Below are 17,734 nucleotides of genomic sequence, written 5' to 3' on the forward strand. Positions count from 1 at the left end.
GCTGGTCGCCGTGGTCGCCGCCTGCGGTCTCGAAGCCGGCGGCGCCGTTCCGCTGCCGGTCGGGCCGGGCAGTATCGAGCCGATTCCCGCGCTCGACGGCGTGCAGATCACCGTGGGCTCCAAGGATTTCACCGAACAGAACATCCTCGGCTATCTCATCGAATTCGCGCTCACCGCCGCCGGGGCTCAGGTCCGTGATCTCACCAATATCACCGGATCGAACAGCCTGCGCGATGCGCAACTGCACGGACAGGTCGATATCGCGTACGACTACACCGGAACCGGATGGATCAACTATCTGGGTAACGAGACACCGATTCCCGACTCCACGCGGCAATTCGAGGCGGTGCGCGATGCGGATCTCGCACAACACGGCATGGTCTGGGCCGATCCGGCGCCGATGAACAACACCTACACGATGGTGACCAATGCGGCCGCCGCCGCACGCACCGGCACCACGACGATTTCCGACTATGCCCGTCTGGTGAACACCGACCCGAGTACGGGTCCGACCTGCCTCGGTACCGAATTCAGCGTCCGCCAGGACGGATTTCCGGGCCTGGCTCGCAAATACGGTATCGACCTCGGCAAGGTGCACAAGCAGATCATGCAGGATTCGCTGGTGTATTCGGCCACCGCGAACGGCACCTGTCAATTCGGCGATGTCACCGCGACCGACGGCCGCACCAAGGCGCTGAATCTGGTGCAGCTCACCGACGATCTGAACTTCTTCCCCAAATACAATGCGGCACTGGTGATGCGGAAATCCTTCGCCGACGCGCATCCACAGGTGGCGCAGGTCATGGCGCCGATCTCCGCACTGCTCACCAACGAGACGATCACCGAGTTGAACCGGAAGGTCGACGTCGACGGCGCCGAGCCGGCGACCGTCGCGCGCGATTGGCTGATCCGGCAGGGGTTCGTGACCGCCGGCTGAGGATCAGGCGAGCGCCGTCCGCACCGCGAGCCAGCGACCGCCCGGGTCGGCATAACCGTGATACATCAGCGGAATCCGTTGGTCCACACCGAAATAGCGGAAGACGGCCAGCATCGCCTGCCGCACCGAGTAATCGGCGAAGTCGTCGATGCGGCGCGGGCCGATCGCATGTTCGGGCAGCACGGCCAGCCGCGCCATCTCCTCCGGATCACAGACGTCGAGGCCCATCGGCCCGTCGGCGATGTAGTGATCGTGGAAGATGTGACGCAGCTCCGACGCATCGGCATGCCGAGAGACGCAGGGCAGCAACCGAATTGCCGCGCCCGGCAGGGTCGGTGCTTCCAGTGCGGCGGTCAGCTCGGGATCCGGCGCCGGCGCATCCCGAACCGGCACCTGTTCGAGCAGATGCAGCATGGACGCGCCCCGGACCCGCGGCTCGGGCACCAGGAACAGACTCACCATCGGTCCGGTATGGGCGGCATCGGTCAGACATACCCGCGTATGTGATCGATCGGGCGAACGCGGCGCGGCGGGCGTGGACGGGGGCGTGGTGATCGGGTCGGACATGCGGTCTCCTGGAGGGGAGGGCGATCGACCCTCCTGCGAACGCGCTGGTACGAGGTCCGAAGCTGCGCCGGCCGCCGAGTTACCCGACTCGGACCGATCTCCTCGACGTCCGACCGTTGTGCCATGAATTATAGGAGCCGGGGACACGACGCGACATCCGGAATCCGCTATCCGGTTGCTTCGGGGGGTGCGATCACGCGTTCAGCAGCCGCGGGAGTCCGCCCAGCTCCGTGTCGATGCGGCGGCGCACCGCCGGCCATTCCTCGTCCAGGATGGAATAGAACGCGGTGCTGCGCACGGTACCGTCCAAGCCGCGCGAATGTGCCCGGCGGACGCCGTCGCTGGTCGCGCCCAGACGCTCGATCGCCGTGCGCGAGCGGACGTTTCGCACATCGACGCGCAGCGCGATCCGGCGGACCCGCCACACGTCGAAGGCGTGCTCGAGCAGCAACAGTTTCGACTCCAGATTGATACCGGCGCCGCGCGCTCGTGGGCAGAGCCAGGTATTGCCGATTTCGGCGGCGTCGGGCACCGCGAGCAGCGGATCTCCGGTCGGCATACCGTGCACGACCGGCCACACCATCGGCCCCTGCCAATAGTCGAAACGGCAGAAGCGCGTCGAGCCCAGTACCCGGTTGTCGGCCGTGGCGACGACCGCGAAGGCCAGTGCCGAACCGACCGCGTGCGCCGCCGCGGCCTGGGCGACATAGTCCGCGGCCTCGGCTCGGCCGTGCGGTACGGGGGTGAACGCGAACGCATCGCGATCCGCGGCGCCCGCCTCGGCGAGCCCCGGAACATGGTGCGGTGCCAAAGGTTCCAGCCGCACGTGGCGGCCGGTCAGGATGACGGGTGCAGGCACGTTCCCTCGATCTTTCGGGACGGACTCCGGTAACGCCCAACGATCGTCACACCGGCCTACAACGCTCCGGATCGACGACCAGTCCTGGCGCGCCGGCAGCAGCATCGGACAGTGAGATGAACGATAACCGAACGTGTGCCGTCGTCAATGCAGGTGTGGCTTAAATTTTACGGGATTGCTCGCGTGTCGCTCGGCGCGTCGCAGGGCGGTTTTCGGCGTCCTTTTCGGTGCGTTCGCCCCGGTTATCGGGTCGACACGAAACCGTTGCCGGAGTGCCGGACTCCTCCGGATGTGCCGTCGTAGCCTGGTAAGAGCGAACGGGGGGCGTCATGACCGAAACATCACGCGCGGCGATCCTGCTCGACGTCGACGGCCCCCTCAATCCCTACCCCCGGCCCGCGCACCCGCCCCCGCACGGGTATCTGCCTTATGTGTTGCAGCACAGCATCATTCCCGCGATACCGCCCATCGACCAGCAGGTGCTACTCGATGCCGCGGTCGGCTCGCGACTGCTGGAACTGGCCGAAATCACCGATGCCGAACTCGTGTGGGCGACCGCGTGGGAGTACGAGGCCAATACGGTCCTCGGTCCCGTCCTCGGATTGCCGCCGCTGGAGGTGATCATCTTCGAGGACACCGGAATTCGGCATCGCGAGGGCCACCACGGAAAGCTTCCGACCATCGACCGCTGGGCCGGACGCCGGCCGCTGTGCTGGTTCGACGACGAATTCCAGCCCGCCGACCAGGGCTGGGCCGAACGCCGTACCGACACCGTCGCACCCACCCTGCTCGTCCCGGTCGACCGCCACACCGGTTTGACCCCCGACCACCTCGAGGTCGCCAGGGCGTTCCTGGAGCCGCTTCGCGGGCCGCGAACTCGCTAGAGCGGCGGCAGTCGCAGCAGCGCCGCCACTGCCTTCGAGGCGCTCTGAACAGCGCTTTCCATCGTGGCAGACCAGTCGGTGCGGGTCCAGTCCCCCGCCAGCATCAGGGTCGGCACCGAGGTGCGCTGATCGGGCCGCAGCCCGTCGGTGCCCAGGGCCTGGGAGAAGGTCGCCTTCGGCATCTTGACCACATGACCGTGCACCACCCGCGCATCGGCCGCATCGGGGTAGTAGCGGCGCAGCAGCGCCATCTGCTCGTCGAGGATGTCGTCGCTGCTCTTGTGGATCTGCTCGTAGGCGCCGCTGGTGGTCAGGCAGTACAGCCAGGTGCCGTCCGGTTCGCGGCCGTGCATGCGCTGGCGGTCGAACACCTCGTCGATCACCCCGGTCCCGCCGATGATCGCCTCCATCGCACTGCGGGTGCCGAGCGGGCGGTCCAGATACAGATTGGTGCTGACGATCGGGGTGGCGCCCAATTTGTCTGCGGCGGCGTAGATCTCGGCGTGTTCGGGTAGCTCGTCGAGCAGGCCGTGGATCCGGGAATTGGGTACGGCGCAGATCACGGCATCGGCCGGGACCGTGCTGCCGTCCACCAGATCGACACCGGTCACCGCCCCGTCCTCGATCCGGATTCGGTCCGCCACCGCGCGATAGCGAACCTCGACGCCGTGGCGGCCGAACACCTCCTCCGCACCGGTGATGTAGAGCGTATCGAGGTCGACGGTCGGATAGCCGATGGTGACCGCGCGCCGATCCCGCACACCCAGCCGGATGCCGGTGGCCAGCACATCGGCGAAGACCTTCGCGCATTCACGCTGCACCGGTTCGGCGGCGATGCCCAGCGCGAGCCAATCCCACAGCGCCTCACGGGCTTTCGCGGGCATACCGATGCGCTCGAACCACTGTTCGGTGGTGATGTCGGCCAGATCCGCGGGCTGGAACAGACATTGCAGCCCCAGCCGCATCGTCGCCCGCGCGGCGGCCAGTCGCTCCACCAGCCCGGCGTCCGGATGGGCGCCCAACAGTGTGCCGAACGCCCGGATGCCTCTGGTGTGCAACGCCGTTGCGCGTCCGCCCGGCCAGCGCAGCGTGCCTCCGGTGGGGAATTCCACGTATTTCTCGGTGCCGACGCTCGCGAGGTACCGGAAGAGGTGGTGGTATCCGCTGGCGATCACATGCTGGCCGTTGTCGGGAGTATCGCCGACCTCGGCGACCGTCATCGCCTGGGTGCGACCACCGAGCCGGGCCCGGCGTTCCAGCAGTGTCACCCGCTTCCCGGCCTCGGCCAGCCAGACGGCCGCGGCGAGCCCGGCCAGACCACCACCGATCACCACGAACCGACGAGCGTCGTTCATTCGAACCTCCGTGCGCGACAGCGGGTTTCGACCCGCGGCGACCTCGATCCGAAGGCCGAGCCGCACCGAGCCGGTTCCGATCACTGTAGGCAGGTCACCACCCACGGTCAACGGTGAGTGAAAATGCGTCGCATTCTCTCACCTCCGGTGGGGGCTCCGCCGAACATCGACGCGGGAGAATGGTCGCCTCAACTCGACAAGATCCGGAGTCGCAATGCAATTCATGGTTCTCTCCCGTCGCCGCACCGAGACGTTCACCGATGCGGACTTCGAGGAGGTACTCCCGGCCGAAACCGACCATGTTCGCAAGCTCTACCTCGACGGCGTCGTCCGCCAGATCTGGCTGCGCGGCGATATCGCCGGCGCCTGCTTCACCATCGAGGCGGCCGATGCCGAACAGGCGAACGCCATCGTCGCGCGACTGCCGATGGCCGCGGCCGGAGTCTCCGAATTCACCGTGATCCCACTGAGCCCCTACCGCGGTTTCGGCGGGGCCTAGCGGAGTTCATGGCGGATCGGACGCCCTACTTGAGCATGCTGCCCGCGTCGACGGTCACCGGCAGGCCGGTGATGTAGCGCGATTCGTCCGAGGCCAGGAACAGCACGGCGTTGCTGATATCCACCGGCTCGACCCAGCCGACCGGCAGCACGTGCATGAACTTCGCCACCGGTTCGAAATCCTCGACGCCCGGATTCTCCAGATCCGGGCGGAACATCTTCATCGTGCCCTCGTTCATGAACATCGGGGTGTTGACGTTGGTCGGGTGGACGGAATTGACCCGGATCGAATTCGCGCCCAGTTCGACCGCGAAGGTCCGCATCAGGCCGACCACGCCGTGCTTGGCGGCGACGTAATGCCCGGTGTTCGGATATGCCTTGAGTCCGCCGACCGAACTGGTCAGAATGATCGAGCCACCGTTGCCACCGGAAATCAGATGCGGCACACCGGCTTTCACGGTCTTCCAGACGCCCTCCAGGTTGATGCCGATCATCGTGTTCCAGTCCTGCTCGCTGGTTTCGGCCAGGGTCGCACCCCCGTTGCCGATCCCGGCGTTCGCCACGATGATGTCGAGCCGGCCCAGCTGCTCGACCCCGTTGTCCACGGCAGCCTTCAACGCGTCGAAATCGCGGACGTCTACCTCGGCGGTCACGATGCGGCGCCCGAGACCCTTGACCAGCTCCACCGTCTCCGCCAGATCCGCCGGGGTCGAGGACGGAATCAGATCGGTGCCGCTCACCGGTTTGCAGACGTCGACGGCGATGATGTCGGCGCCCTCCTCCGCGAGTCGCACCGCATGACTTCGCCCCTGGCCGCGTGCCGCACCAGTGATGAAGGCGACCTTGCCCTCTACCCGCCCAGCCATAACGCACCTCGTTCATTGCCACTCGAGCACACCGATGCCCGATGTCGGATTGCCGACCACCCGCGCCGAGCGATCGCTCACTTGCTAATGGGATTCTCCAACATCAAGAATGAAATTTCCATACCTGGCCCGGGTGCGTTCAGTGGTCGGCGCTCGCCTGCTGCCGGATCCACCGCAGCAGGGTGGGATTGCCGGAATCGGTGGTGATCACCCCGGCCGCGGCGCGGACGAAGCGCCCCTCGGTGACGGCGGCCAGCATGCTCGCGGCCAGATCGCTGCGGGCGGTGAATATCCCGTCGGCATGCCCCTCGACCATCGTGTAATCGGTGACGTCGGGGCGGTCGTAGAGGCCACTCGGGCGCACCACGGTCCAGTCCCGATCACTGTCGCGCAGCAGCGATTCCATCCGCCGCATATCGTCGTACAGCGTTTTGCCCGCCACCCGCGTCACATACGGCACCAGCAGCCGGTTGAAGAGGAAGCCACCCTCGCTGTAGGGGCGCGGATCGACCCCGGCCGAACTCACCACCACGACCCGGCCCACGCCGTGGCGCCGCATCGCCGTCACGATGTTCGACACACCGTCGGAATAGGTGGTGATCGGTTCCTTGCTCGGCGGCACACCGAGCGCGGACAGCACCGCGTCCCGCCCCTTCACCGCGGTGTCGACCGCCCCCGGATCGAGGACATCGGCGCCGATCACCTCGAGCCGATCATGGCGCAGCGGGAATTCGCCCGGCTGCCGCGTCACCGCCGCGACCTGATGCCCGGCGGCCAGAGCCTGGGCGGTGAGCTGGCGACCGGTGGGACCGTTGGCCCCGAAGATGGTGATACGCATGGTCTTTCCTTCGGACAGCGGAGACGGACCGGCGGCGAGCTGAGCCGCCGCAGTCGCCGAACCCTCGTTGCGTGGACGCACACAAGACGCCCGCCGGGCCCGTCGCATGACAACCCGCGGCGGTGATCTACATCACCGGCGGTCGTCACCGCCCGGGATGCAGGACTGAATCGCGCGCTATCCGGAGGCCAGGGCTTCGATCGCCCGGCCGATCAGCATCGTTCCCACGAGGAACAGCAGCACCATCATCACGGTTCGGTCGTTGGCGACCAACCAGGTCTTGGTGGCGGCGAGGGGCTGGTCGAGCCGATCGCCCGCGACCAGGTAGGCGGCGACCGGCGCGATGCAGGTGGCCAGCGCGATCACGAGGAAGATCGCACCGGCGCCCAGCGCTCTGGGCGCCGAAAACCGCGCCTCCGCGATGTCGAGCCCACCCATGACGGCGGGCACGAGCGTGCTGACATCGATGATCACGAACGCCACGCCGAGTCCGAAGGCGCCCACCGGAGTCACGCGGTCGACTCGGTCCCACAGCTTCCGCGGCTTCTCCACGCCACGTGTGCGCTGGTACCCGAACCACACCGCGACACCGAGCAGCCCGATCCCGCCACAGAGCCGGATGATCGAGGTCGCGGTCGAGGCGTGATGGGGATGCAGATGCTCGGCGGTGGACGCGCCGATCAGCAGCGCCACCGCGGCGACGAGCACCGCGAATCCGCAGATCCGCCCGAGCAGATATCCGCTGCTCTTCGCTCGCGCCTGCCCCGACACCAGCATCAGCACCGCGACGATCAGCGGCAGCGGACTTACCGCGATCGCGGCGGCCAATGGCAGGGTCCTGCCGATCACGATGCCCATCCGCCGTTCCTTCCACCCGCCCGAGCGAATATTTGCCAAGGACTCGCTGTCATGTGGCTACAGGTTCGGAACTCCAACCATTTCTGGCAATCTAGCTGGGACTATAAGCCATATTCGAGGCGCTCAGCTCGAATTGCCAGCGATCCCCAGTCAGTGTCGGTCACCGGCGCGCGACAGCAGCGTCGCGGTGACGCGGACGGCGTATCGCTCACAACCACACGGTGGACAACCACGCGGCGACGAGGGCCAGCACCAGCAGGACGACATTCAGGCCGATCAGCTTCACCTCGCCGCGGCGCAGATGCAGCACGAGCGCACCGATCTGCACCAGCGCCAATCCGACGGCGGCCAGAAGCGCGAGAACCACGGCGATGCCGGTCAGCGGCGGCAGGATCAGCCCGGCCGCGCCGAGCACCTCGCTCACACCGATGCCCCGCACCAGCCCCAGCGGCACGGTATCGATCCACCCCATCATCGGCCGGAGCTGATCCTTCGAGCGCAGAATCTTGATTCCGCCCGAGTAGAGGTAGAACACCGCCAGCAGCGCCCCGACGATCCAGTACGCGATTTCCACCGCAGCCTCCAAAGTTACGAACAGTAAGCAGCAGCATCATCGTCGCTCATTTCGCATGCCGTCGCGCTCGCCAACTGAGCCGCGGCACACAGTGCGGCGATCGATGCCCACCGCCACGATCACGACTCGCGGCGGGACTGAGTCCTACTTCTGGCAGGGGACCTTGCCAAAATAGAATTTCTGGTAGAGGATCTTGCCAGATCTTCGATGAGGAGGACCTCGTGACGCCTACCGTTCCGCTCCGGCACCCGAACTCACCGCGCCCCGTTCCGGGCCCCGGCCTCGGCACCCTCGCCCGGATGCTCGGGCTCGACACCCCGGGTCCGGAGGAATTTCGCGAGCTGGGCGAGGCGCTGACCGTCGGCGACCGGCCGATGGACGAGCTCGTCGAGTGGATGTATCGCGAGGGGATGGCCACCACCCGGCCGCTGTTCGAACGCGCCCTGCGCGACGGCATCGCCGCGGTACCGGAAGCCCCCGGGCCGCTGCGCGAATTCTTCGAATACGTCGAAGCGGTGCCCGAGTGGGTCGATCGGCGAAAGATCCGCCATGCCGAACGTGTCTCCTGCCTCGGCGGTCGCGACGGGATCTACGTCGCCCGCGACATGTCGTTCCTCGGCGGATACCTGGCCTCCGGTTTCAACAAGACCCTGCTGCGCACCGGCGCCCTGGAGAAGGGCCCGGCCAAACGATTCGCCGAGACCACGCAGTGGGCGATGGACGTCACCGCGCCGGGCGGAATGGCACTGCGGGGCAGTGGTTTTCGCTCGACCGTGCACGTCCGGTTGATTCATTCGCTGGTGCGCCGGCACGTGGCCGCGATGCCGGACTGGCGAGCCGAGGAGTGGGGGCTGCCGATCAACCAGACCGATATGGCCGCCACACTGGTCGGCGCGCTGATCGCTCCGATGATCGGAGCCATCGGCATGGGAGTCGTGATCACGCCCCGCGACGCGGATGCCATGGCCCATCTCGCCCGCTACGTCGGCTGGGTGATGGGAGTCGAGGAACGCTTCCTGCCCACCGACTTTCGCGACAGCGTCCGCATTCTCTACCACACGATGACCGCCATCACGAACCCCGACCACACCTCCCGCCGGCTCGCGATCCCGATGCGCGACGAACCGCTCGGCTGGCACTACGACCATCTGCAGGGGCTGCGGCGGCGGATCGCCCGATCCCAGCATCTGTCGATCGCGATGATGTATCTGGGCCCGTCCGCGATGAAACGACTCGGACTGCCCAGTCGCACCCTGCCCTGGTATCCCGTGCTGCGCATACCGGTCAACCTCGCGCGGTCGGCGCGGGCCCGGCTCATTCCCGGACAGTTCGAGCGTGTCGTAGCCGAAGGCCGGGCCGCGCAACTGTCGTTCATCCGCACCCTCGCCGGCCCCGACGCCGCGGTGATCGGCGGGTCGGCCGAGCACATCACCCCGGCCGCCTGAACCGCTCCCCCGACTACTCCGCGACATCCGTCCACGTGACCGGAAGTGCATGCACCCCATAGATATTCATATCGGTCCGCAACGCCACCGCATCGGCCGGGACGGCCAGGGCCAGGGTCGGGAAGCGGCGTAGCAGGCCGGCGAATCCGGCGCGCATCTCGATCCGCGCCAGTTGCTGACCGAGGCACAGGTGCATGCCGTGACCGAAGGACAGGTGGCCGCGGGCCGTGCGGTGCACATCGAGGGTGTCGGGCTCGTCGAAGCGGCGTGGGTCGCGGTTGGCGGCCAGCAGCGAGACGACGACGGTCGAACCCTTGCCGATGGTTTCGCCGCCGAGCTCGATGTCCTCGGTGGCGTAGCGGTAGAAGATGTCGGCGACCGAGAGGTAGCGCATGAGTTCCTCGACCGCATCGGGAACCAGAGCCGGGTCGGCACGCAGTTCGGCCGCCTGTTCCGGATGCTCGAGCAGCGCGAAGGTGCCGAGCCCGAGCATGTTCGCGGTGGTCTCGTGTCCCGCCAGCAGGAGCAGGAAGGCGATGCCCGTCAGTTCCTCGACGGTGAGATCGTCGTGGCGGGCCAGGTCGGACAGGATGTCCTCACCCGGTTCGGCGCGCTTGCCGACGACCAGTTCGGCCAGATAGGACGTCAGCGCGCCGTAGGCCGCCATCTTCTCCTCGAGCGCCTGATCCTTGACGAGGAACTTCGCCGAGTTGACCTGGAAGGTCGCGCGATCCTCGTAGGGAACGCCGAGCAGTTCACAGATCACCAGCGAGGGCACCGGCAGTGCGAACTCCGCGACCAGGTCGATCGGCGGGGTCAGCCGCGCCATCGCCTCCAGTTGCCGCTCGACGATTTCCACGATGTGGTCCTCGAGCTGCTTCATCCGTCGGACGGTGAACGCGCCGACGAGCTTGCGCCGCAACCGGGTGTGATCCGGCGCGTCCATCGCGATGAAGACGCCGGGGATCTGCTGCGACGGCTCGGTGGCCACGGGCATGCCCGGAATCTCGTAGGGCACATGCAGAACGCCGATGTCCTGACGTGAGCTGAACCGGGAGTCGGCCAGGAGGCTGCGCACCTCGTCGTAGCCGGTGACCAGCCAGCCCTCGTGGCCGTCGGGAAAGATCATCGGACTGACAGGTCGAGCCTGGCGCAGCCGGGTGATCTCGCGGGGCGGATCGAAGGGCCCCGCATCGCGCTCCATGGGCAGGCCGTGCGGGACGGAAACCGTTCGGGTCATGGTGTTTTCCTCTCGAAAGAGACGACGGGAGTCAGGCGGCGGACGCGTGCCGGATGATGACGTTGCCGAACGCGTTGCGCGCGTACACCCGCACGGTGTGGTCCTCGTCCTGCGCACCGTCGACCGGTCCCAGCTGGTTGTGCACGGCGCCGCTCGCGACGGTGGTTTCCAGCCGCGCCGCGCTGCCCGGACGGATGCCGACCTCGAGCTCGCCCGTCGAGGTCTCCAGCCGGAGCACACCGCGCGTGGCCTCCGCGATCCGGATATTGCCCTGGGCGGTCTTCGCGGTCACCGAACCGAGCGGGCGTTCGACGACGATGTCACCGGCCGACACCTCCAGCACGCATTCGCCGAGTTCGCCGGCGCCGAGGATTCGGCCCACACCGGCGGTGCCATGGAAACGAGAGCCGGTCGGCACCTCGATGGTCACCTCGATCGACGGATTGCCGCCGAAGGGGCTGTAGGTCCGCCAGTCCTTCGGCGTCGTGACGGTCAGGGTGCCGTCGGCGAAGTCGACCCGCGTCTGCTCGGCGGCGCGCACATCGGCCTTCTTGGCCGCATCGGCGGGGCGGACCGCGACGACCGTGTCGGTGCGATCGGAGGCGGTGACGGTGACGTTGCCGGACAGCACCTCGACGGCGACGGCGATCGGTTCCGGGGTCTGGAAAGCAGGCATGGCGTTCTCCTGGGTTCTGCTGGGAATCGGGCGGCGGGATCGGGGGATCCGGCCGGTGAACCGGTCCGCGGTGCGGATCGCTGTGCTGTTCACGGGAACTACTGTCGCCGCGGGCCCTGATATCGGGCTGACGCCGGGCTGACATCTCCGCTGACATGGTGTTTCCGCTGGTGGGACGGGTGATCTCACACCGGTCGGCCCGCCACGGCAGAATGTTGCGGGTGCGAATCGGAATGCTTGGAACGCTCGACATCCGAGCAGATGACGGTGAAGTGATCGAGGTACCGGGCGCCCGGCTGCGGGCGCTGTTGATCGCCCTCGCACTCGAACCCGGCCGCGCGGTCCCCAGAACGACCCTGATCGACTGGATCTGGGGTGAGCAACCGCCCGCGGACGCGGCGAATGCGTTGCAGGCGTTGGTTTCCCGGCTGCGGCGGGTGCTGCCGGACGGATCGCTCGACGGGCAGGCGGGCGGCTATCGGCTGGCGGTGGATCCCGGCGCGGTCGACGCGTTGCGGTTCGAACGGCTCCTCGACCAGGCTCGTGGCGGCGACGTCGTCCGGCAGACGCATCTGCTACGTGAGGCGCTGGGGTTGTGGCGCGGGGCGCCGATGCAGGACATCGATGTGCGCGACAGCGAGGCGGTCGCGGCGGTGGTCACCCGCTTCGAGGGGTTGTATCTGGCCGCGCTGGAGGATCTGTACGAAGCGGAGATCCGCCTCGGCCGCGGAGCGGAGCTGGTCGCCGAACTCACCGAACTGGTCGCCCGGCATCCCGTCCGGGAACGACTGATCGCCGCCTTGATGCGGGCCCTGGCCGCCGCGGGCCGCGGCGCCGAAGCACTGCTCGTCTACCAGCGGGCCCGCGAAGCGCTCGCCGACACCCTGGGCGTGGATCCCTCGCCGGAACTATCCGACCTGCACGTGGCCCTGCTGCGCGGCGAAGCGGGACCGCGAGACAACGAACGCAAGACCAACCTGCGGACCGAATTGACCAGGTACGTGGGCAAATACACCGATATCGCCGCGGTGCGCGAACTCCTCGCGAACCATCGGCTCACCACCTTGACCGGGCCGGGCGGCTCCGGGAAGACCAGGCTGGCGCTGGAAACCGCACGCACCCTGCTCGACGATCTGCCGGATGGGGCGTGGCTGGTGGAACTGGCAGCCCTCGGCGCCGACGGTGACGTCGCGCAATCGGCCCTCGCCGCCTTCGGGCTACGGGACGCGCTGCTCGGCGGCACACCGGACGCGGAACCGGTGGACCGGCTCGTCGCGGCGATCCGCGACCGCGAGACGCTGCTGATCCTGGACAACTGCGAGCACGTGATCGACTCCGCGGCGGCCTTCGCCCACCGGGTGCTCGGCGAATGCCGGGGCCTGCGAATCCTCGCCACCAGCCGGGAACCACTCGGTATCACGGGCGAGGCGCTGTGGCAGGTGGCACCGCTGGCGTTACCGGCCGCGGACGCGAGCCCGGCCGAGATCGAATCCTCCCCCGCCGTGCAATTGTTGCGCGACCGGGCCGGCGCGGTCCGTGCCGATCTGGAGACGACCGAACCCGCCACTCTGTCGACCATCGCGCGCGTCTGCCGTGCGCTCGACGGCATACCGCTGGCCATCGAACTGGCCGCGGCGCGGTTGCGCACCATGTCCCTCGATCAGCTCGCCGACCGCCTCGACGATCGGTTCCGGCTGCTCACCGGCGGCAGCCGCACCGCCATCGCGCAGCATCGGACGCTGCGCGCGGTGGTGGATTGGAGCTGGGAACTGCTCACCGATGCGGAGCGCACGGTGCTGCGCAGGCTGGCGGTCTTCGCCGGTGGAGCGAGCCTCGCGGCGGCCGAGCGGATCTGTGCGGGCGCATCCGACGCGACGGGTGACGTCGAGCAGTGGGAGGTGCTCGAACTGCTGACGGCGCTGACCGAGAAGTCGCTGCTGCTCACCTCGCCGGACACCGAACCGCGCTACCGGATGCTCGAGACGATCAGGCGATACGCCTACGATCGCCTGGTCGAGGCGGGTGAATCGGAACATGTACGCCGACAACACCTCTCGTACTTCACGACCCTCGCCGAGACCGCCGAGCCGCATCTGCGCCGCGCCGAGCAGTTGGAGTGGCTCGCGAAACTCGAGGCCGAACACGACAACATCGCGGTCGCGCTGCGCGGCGCGCTCGCCGACGACGACGCGGCGGGAGCGTTGCGGCTCGCGGCGGCCGCGGGCTGGTACTGGTGGCTCGGCGGGCACAAAGCCGAAGGTATGGAACTGATCACCGCCGCGGCGCGAATCGGCGGGCACGAAGGCGGCAGCGAAGCATCACCACGCAGTGCCCTCGCGAGTGCCGCCGACAACCCAGCACGAATCGGCGGGCACGGAGGCGGCAGCGAGAGTGCCTGCACCGCAGACGATTCGGGTGACGACGAATTCCGGGCCAGGGTCTACGGCTTGATCGTGCATTTCATGAGTTCCGGGCCGAACGACGAGCACCAGGTGGCGGAATGGGTCCACAAGGCCTACCAGCTGGGCCGAAAAAGCGAATCCGACTATCCGCTACTGGCTTTCATCGGCGCTCTGCAACGCATGTTGCGCGGCGGGGACGAATTCCTGACCGCCTTCGAACCACTGCTCACCCACGACGACCCCTGGGTGCGAGCGCTGGCCCGGCTGCAGGTGGGCAAGGCGCGCATCGCCCTCGGCTTCCCCGGCCGGGAGGCCGACGACCATCTCGAGACGGCACTGGCGGAATTCCGGGCGCTAGGCGAGCGCTGGGGCATGTCGTTCGCACTGACCGAGCTGGCCAACAGGATCGCCATGCGCGGCGAATTCGCCACGGCCTGTGCGTATCTGGACGAGGCGATCGCGGTGGTGACCGAGGTCGGCGCCATCGAGGACGTTTTCCTGATCCGGGCGCGCCAGGCTCAACTGTATTGGCTGCAGGGCGATGCGGAGGCGAGCGCCGACGCCATGTCCGAGGCGCAGCGCTACGCGGACCGGTCCGCCTGGCCGAACGCACTGGCCGAATTCGCCTTCACGAAGGCGGAGCTGGCGCGGTGGCAGGGCGATACGGAACAGGCCCGCCGGCAGATCGAGATCGCGTCTTCCGTGCAGGGCGGCGACGCCGGCCAGAGCTACGTCGAAGCATTGCGTAACCACCAGATGGGTTGCCTCACAACGGATCTGGATGCCGCTCGGGCACTGCACGCCGCGGCGTTGCGCGCCGCGACCGGCGCCGGTTACGCACCTCTCACCGCCCTGATACTGGTGGGGATCGCGGATCTGGCGTCACGGACCCAACAAGACGAACAGGCGGTCCGGTTGCTGGCGGCCAGTGCCGCGATCCGCGGACTGGTCGACCGGTCCCAGCCGGATGTGGCGCGGATCGAGCAGACAGCACGACGCCGCCTCGGTGACCAGCGGTTCACCGAGGCGACGAAGGAAGGGGCGGAGGGGAAGTGGGAGGAATTGGTGGCGACTACGCTCGCTTGGTGAACGTGGCCCGCGACCAGAGGAATCCGACCACGGCGAATCCGGCACACCAGGCCAGCGCGGCGGCCGTATAACCGCCGGACGGGTGGCCTTCGAGAAATCCGCGCAGCGATTCGATGATCGGCGTGAACGGCTGGTACTGCGCGAACTGCCGGATACCCTGGCCCATCTTGTCGGCCGGCACGATCGCACTGCTGACGAAGGGCAGCATGATCAGCGGCACCACGCTCATACCGGCGGATTCCGGTGTCTTCGCGGCCATTCCGAGTGCGACGGTGAGCCAGGATGCCGCGAACGAGGTCGCGACCATGATGCCGACGGCGGCGAGCCAGTCCGTCGCGCTCGCCGGCGGACGGAACCCCAGGGCGAAGGCCACACCGATGACGGCCGCGATGGCGACCAGGTTGGTCAGCATGGTCGCCGCCACGTGGCCGATCAGAATGGCGCTGCGGGAGACATCCATGACCTTGAACCGGTTGATGATGCCCTTCGCCATATCGGAGCTCACCGACACCGCGGTGCCGGACAGGCCGTAACTGATGGCCAGCAGGATCAAACCCGGTGTGGCGTAATCGATGTAGTGGCCGCCGACATCGAAGGCGTTGCCGAAGACGTAGACGAAGATGAGCATCATCACGACCGGCATCAGTGCCGCGTTGAAGATGGTGACGGGGCTGCGGGCGATGTGGGTGAAGTTGCGGCCCAACATCATCGACGCATCGGACAGGGGTGCGGGCATGGTGATCGTGCTCATCGCGGGGAAACCTCCGTGGTCGCGTGACCGGTCAGGGAAAGGAAAACGTCGTCGAGATCGGGGGTGTGGACGGTGACCTCCTCGGCCTCGACCGAGGACTCGGCGAGCCGATCCAGCAGGTGACGCAGCGATGTCGTGCCGCCGTTGCCGGGGACGCGCAGGGTCAGCGCGCTGTCGTCACGGGTGGCGCCGGGCAGGCTGCGCGCGGCGGCGTCCAGTTCCTCGGGTTGGGTGAAACGAAGCTGGATGTGGCTGCCGGGCACCAGGCGCTTGAGGTCGTCGGGTGTGCCTTCGGCGACGATGCGCCCCTGGTCGAGTACCGCGATCCGGTCGGCCAGCTGATCGGCTTCCTCGAGGTACTGGGTGGTGAGGAAGATCGTCACGCCCTCGGATGTCAACTCCCGCACGATGTCCCACATGGTGCGCCGGCTGCGCGGGTCCAGTCCGGTGGTCGGCTCGTCCAGAAAAACGATCTGCGGTTTGGTGACCAGCGTCATCGCCAGATCCAGCTTCCTGCGCATCCCGCCGGAGTAGGTCGCCGCCCGCTTACCCGCGGATTCCACCAGATCGAACCGCTCCAGCAGGTCGGCCACCACCCGCTTGCCCGCAGCCCCGCGCAGGCGATGCAGCCCCGCCATCAGGCGCAGGTTCTCCTCCCCCGTCAGCAGATCGTCCACCGCCGCGAACTGCCCGGTCACCCCGATCGCCGCGCGCACGGCCTTGGCCTCGGTGGCGAGATCGTGCCCCGCGATCCGAGCCGTCCCGCCGTCGGCCTTCGCCAACGTGGTCAACACGTTCACGGTCGTCGTCTTCCCGGCTCCGTTCGGGCCGAGGAGCGAGAAGATGGTCCCGGCCTCGATGGTCAGATCGATCCCGTCGAGGATCGTCTTGTCCCCGTACGCCTTCCGTAACCCGGAGGCGGCGATTGCTGTGCTGTTCATGGGGACAACTGTGCGGCGGACGGCTGATACGCCCCTGATGCCGGCCTGACACGACCGCTGATACGCCAGTTTTCCCCGGTCAGCCGATTTCCTCGGCCAAGCCGACGATGATCCCCTCCGGACCACGGACGTAGCAGAGCCGGAAGATCTGTTCGTACTGCTCCACCGTGCCGACGAGTTCGGCACCGTGCGCACGCAGGCGGGAGATGACGTCATCGATATCGTCGACGGCGAACATGATGCGGCGAATGCCGAGCGTGTTGGCGGGCGCGTGCTGCGGCTCGGACCGGATCGGTTGCGGCTCATGGAACATCGCGAGTTCCACCCGGCCGTGACCGTCGGGAGTTCGCAGCATCGCGACCTCCTGCCGCACACCGTCGACTCCGATGATGCGTTCCACCCACCGCCCCTCGACCGGCCCCTTGTTCTCCAGCTCCATACCGAGTTCGACGAAGAACGCGATCACCGCGTCGATGTCCTCGACCACGATGAGCACGTTGTCCATCCGCTTGATCGCCACAGTCTCTCCTCCGATCGCAGGCCCACGGGATCTTCGTGAGTCCAGAGTTTCCTGTGAAAAGGATAAGCCCCGCGACATGCGCGTTCGAAGGGTTTGATTGTGAATTGATCTGGGTAAAGGAAGCCGCTCATCGAGAGACTCGAGCCGGCTCGCCGGATACGGTTCCGTGCGCGCTTGAGTCGTATTTCACATCCCGATGAAATGCTTTTTAACCTGCGACAATGCACTGTCTAAAAATCTTTGCCGCGCCGACTTCGGCGACAGACCTCGAATTCTGGACATATGACCGAATAACTCGAACAGCGGGTCGCGCAGGCCGCTGTATGTGATCCGAACCATTTTCACGAAACGTTGCTAACGGGGCGGAGAACCGGGTCGATAAACGCCATACAACTGAAAATCGTGACGGAAAGAAATCATGTATCGACAACGAC

17 protein-coding genes are annotated in these 17,734 nt (G+C 67.2%); 5 read left to right on the plus strand and 12 right to left on the minus strand.

What is annotated here, in order from left to right; all coding sequences use genetic code 11:
• Position 1: 1 nt before the first annotated feature.
• The gene (locus RJ03_RS20570; protein ID WP_051024950.1) at positions 2–937 is read left to right on the plus strand and encodes a glycine betaine ABC transporter substrate-binding protein; all 936 of its coding nucleotides are present in this window, start codon (positions 2–4) and stop codon (positions 935–937) included.
• 3 nt (positions 938–940) lie between these two features.
• Here the strand turns inward: RJ03_RS20570 and RJ03_RS20575 are convergent, their stop codons facing one another.
• Together RJ03_RS20575 and RJ03_RS20580 are read right to left on the minus strand one after the other, a co-directional pair.
• Positions 941–1,504, minus strand: coding sequence for a hypothetical protein (locus tag RJ03_RS20575; RefSeq protein WP_232329475.1), 564 nt, complete (start codon positions 1,502–1,504; stop codon positions 941–943).
• 193 nt (positions 1,505–1,697) lie between these two features.
• A complete protein-coding gene (locus tag RJ03_RS20580) occupies positions 1,698–2,363 on the minus strand; it encodes a GNAT family N-acetyltransferase (RefSeq protein ID WP_036504906.1) in 666 nt (221 codons plus the stop codon).
• 329 nt (positions 2,364–2,692) lie between these two features.
• Here RJ03_RS20580 and RJ03_RS20585 point away from each other — a divergent pair, with 329 nt between their 5' ends.
• Positions 2,693–3,247 carry an HAD domain-containing protein gene (locus tag RJ03_RS20585; RefSeq protein WP_051024953.1) on the plus strand — a complete coding sequence of 185 codons (555 nt, stop codon included), beginning with the start codon at positions 2,693–2,695 and terminating at the stop codon, positions 3,245–3,247.
• On the opposite strand, the gene hpnE is transcribed toward RJ03_RS20585, so the two are convergent.
• Complete coding sequence (gene hpnE / locus RJ03_RS20590; protein WP_036504974.1) at positions 3,244–4,602, minus strand: hydroxysqualene dehydroxylase HpnE; 1,359 nt, start codon at positions 4,600–4,602, stop codon at positions 3,244–3,246. The two genes, RJ03_RS20585 and hpnE, sit on opposite strands and share 4 nt — an antisense overlap.
• A gap of 223 nt (positions 4,603–4,825) precedes the next feature.
• On the opposite strand from hpnE, the gene RJ03_RS20595 reads away from it, so the two are divergent.
• Positions 4,826–5,101, plus strand: a complete 276-nt coding sequence (locus RJ03_RS20595; protein ID WP_218000983.1) for a hypothetical protein — start codon at positions 4,826–4,828, stop codon at positions 5,099–5,101.
• Positions 5,102–5,126: 25 nt separating this feature from the next.
• Here RJ03_RS20595 and RJ03_RS20600 read toward each other — a convergent pair whose 3' ends face one another.
• The 4 genes from RJ03_RS20600 to RJ03_RS20615 all read right to left on the minus strand — a co-directional run bounded on the left by RJ03_RS20600 (position 5,127) and on the right by RJ03_RS20615 (position 8,236).
• The gene (locus RJ03_RS20600) at positions 5,127–5,966 is read right to left on the minus strand and encodes a mycofactocin-coupled SDR family oxidoreductase (protein ID WP_036504911.1); all 840 of its coding nucleotides are present in this window, start codon (positions 5,964–5,966) and stop codon (positions 5,127–5,129) included.
• Between the two features lie 139 nt (positions 5,967–6,105).
• Positions 6,106–6,804: an NAD(P)-dependent oxidoreductase gene (locus tag RJ03_RS20605; protein WP_036504913.1), complete on the minus strand. Its 699-nt coding sequence runs from the start codon at positions 6,802–6,804 to the stop codon at positions 6,106–6,108.
• 177 nt (positions 6,805–6,981) lie between these two features.
• Entirely contained in the window at positions 6,982–7,662 is a 681-nt protein-coding gene (locus RJ03_RS20610) for a GAP family protein (protein WP_036504915.1), read from the minus strand.
• A 208-nt stretch (positions 7,663–7,870) separates the two neighbouring features.
• Positions 7,871–8,236: a DoxX family protein gene (locus RJ03_RS20615; protein ID WP_036504918.1), complete on the minus strand. Its 366-nt coding sequence runs from the start codon at positions 8,234–8,236 to the stop codon at positions 7,871–7,873.
• Positions 8,237–8,457: 221 nt separating this feature from the next.
• Between RJ03_RS20615 and RJ03_RS20620 the strand changes: the two genes are divergently transcribed.
• Positions 8,458–9,681, plus strand: coding sequence for an oxygenase MpaB family protein (locus RJ03_RS20620; protein WP_036504919.1), 1,224 nt, complete (start codon positions 8,458–8,460; stop codon positions 9,679–9,681).
• 13 nt (positions 9,682–9,694) lie between these two features.
• Here RJ03_RS20620 and RJ03_RS20625 read toward each other — a convergent pair whose 3' ends face one another.
• The gene (locus RJ03_RS20625; RefSeq protein WP_036504921.1) at positions 9,695–10,921 is read right to left on the minus strand and encodes a cytochrome P450; all 1,227 of its coding nucleotides are present in this window, start codon (positions 10,919–10,921) and stop codon (positions 9,695–9,697) included.
• 31 nt (positions 10,922–10,952) lie between these two features.
• Entirely contained in the window at positions 10,953–11,690 is a 738-nt protein-coding gene (locus RJ03_RS20630; protein WP_232329474.1) for a DUF4097 family beta strand repeat-containing protein, read from the minus strand.
• Positions 11,691–11,869: 179 nt separating this feature from the next.
• Here RJ03_RS20630 and RJ03_RS35115 point away from each other — a divergent pair, with 179 nt between their 5' ends.
• Entirely contained in the window at positions 11,870–15,088 is a 3,219-nt protein-coding gene (locus tag RJ03_RS35115) for a BTAD domain-containing putative transcriptional regulator (protein ID WP_245552342.1), read from the plus strand.
• Here RJ03_RS35115 and RJ03_RS20640 read toward each other — a convergent pair.
• The 3 genes from RJ03_RS20640 to RJ03_RS20650 form a co-directional block, all read right to left on the minus strand.
• Positions 15,072–15,839, minus strand: coding sequence for an ABC transporter permease (locus RJ03_RS20640; protein WP_051024956.1), 768 nt, complete (start codon positions 15,837–15,839; stop codon positions 15,072–15,074). The two genes, RJ03_RS35115 and RJ03_RS20640, sit on opposite strands and share 17 nt — an antisense overlap.
• Complete coding sequence (locus tag RJ03_RS20645) at positions 15,836–16,780, minus strand: daunorubicin resistance protein DrrA family ABC transporter ATP-binding protein (RefSeq protein ID WP_036504922.1); 945 nt, start codon at positions 16,778–16,780, stop codon at positions 15,836–15,838. The genes RJ03_RS20640 and RJ03_RS20645 overlap by 4 nt, the downstream gene beginning before the upstream one ends.
• Before the next feature lie 79 nt (positions 16,781–16,859).
• A complete protein-coding gene (locus RJ03_RS20650; RefSeq protein ID WP_036504923.1) occupies positions 16,860–17,300 on the minus strand; it encodes a VOC family protein in 441 nt (146 codons plus the stop codon).
• Positions 17,301–17,734 lie beyond the last annotated feature (434 nt).

Origin of the sequence: Nocardia aobensis NBRC 100429 (genome assembly GCF_000308375.1) — a bacterium.
Taxonomy (GTDB): Bacteria; Actinomycetota; Actinomycetes; order Mycobacteriales; family Mycobacteriaceae; genus Nocardia; species Nocardia aobensis.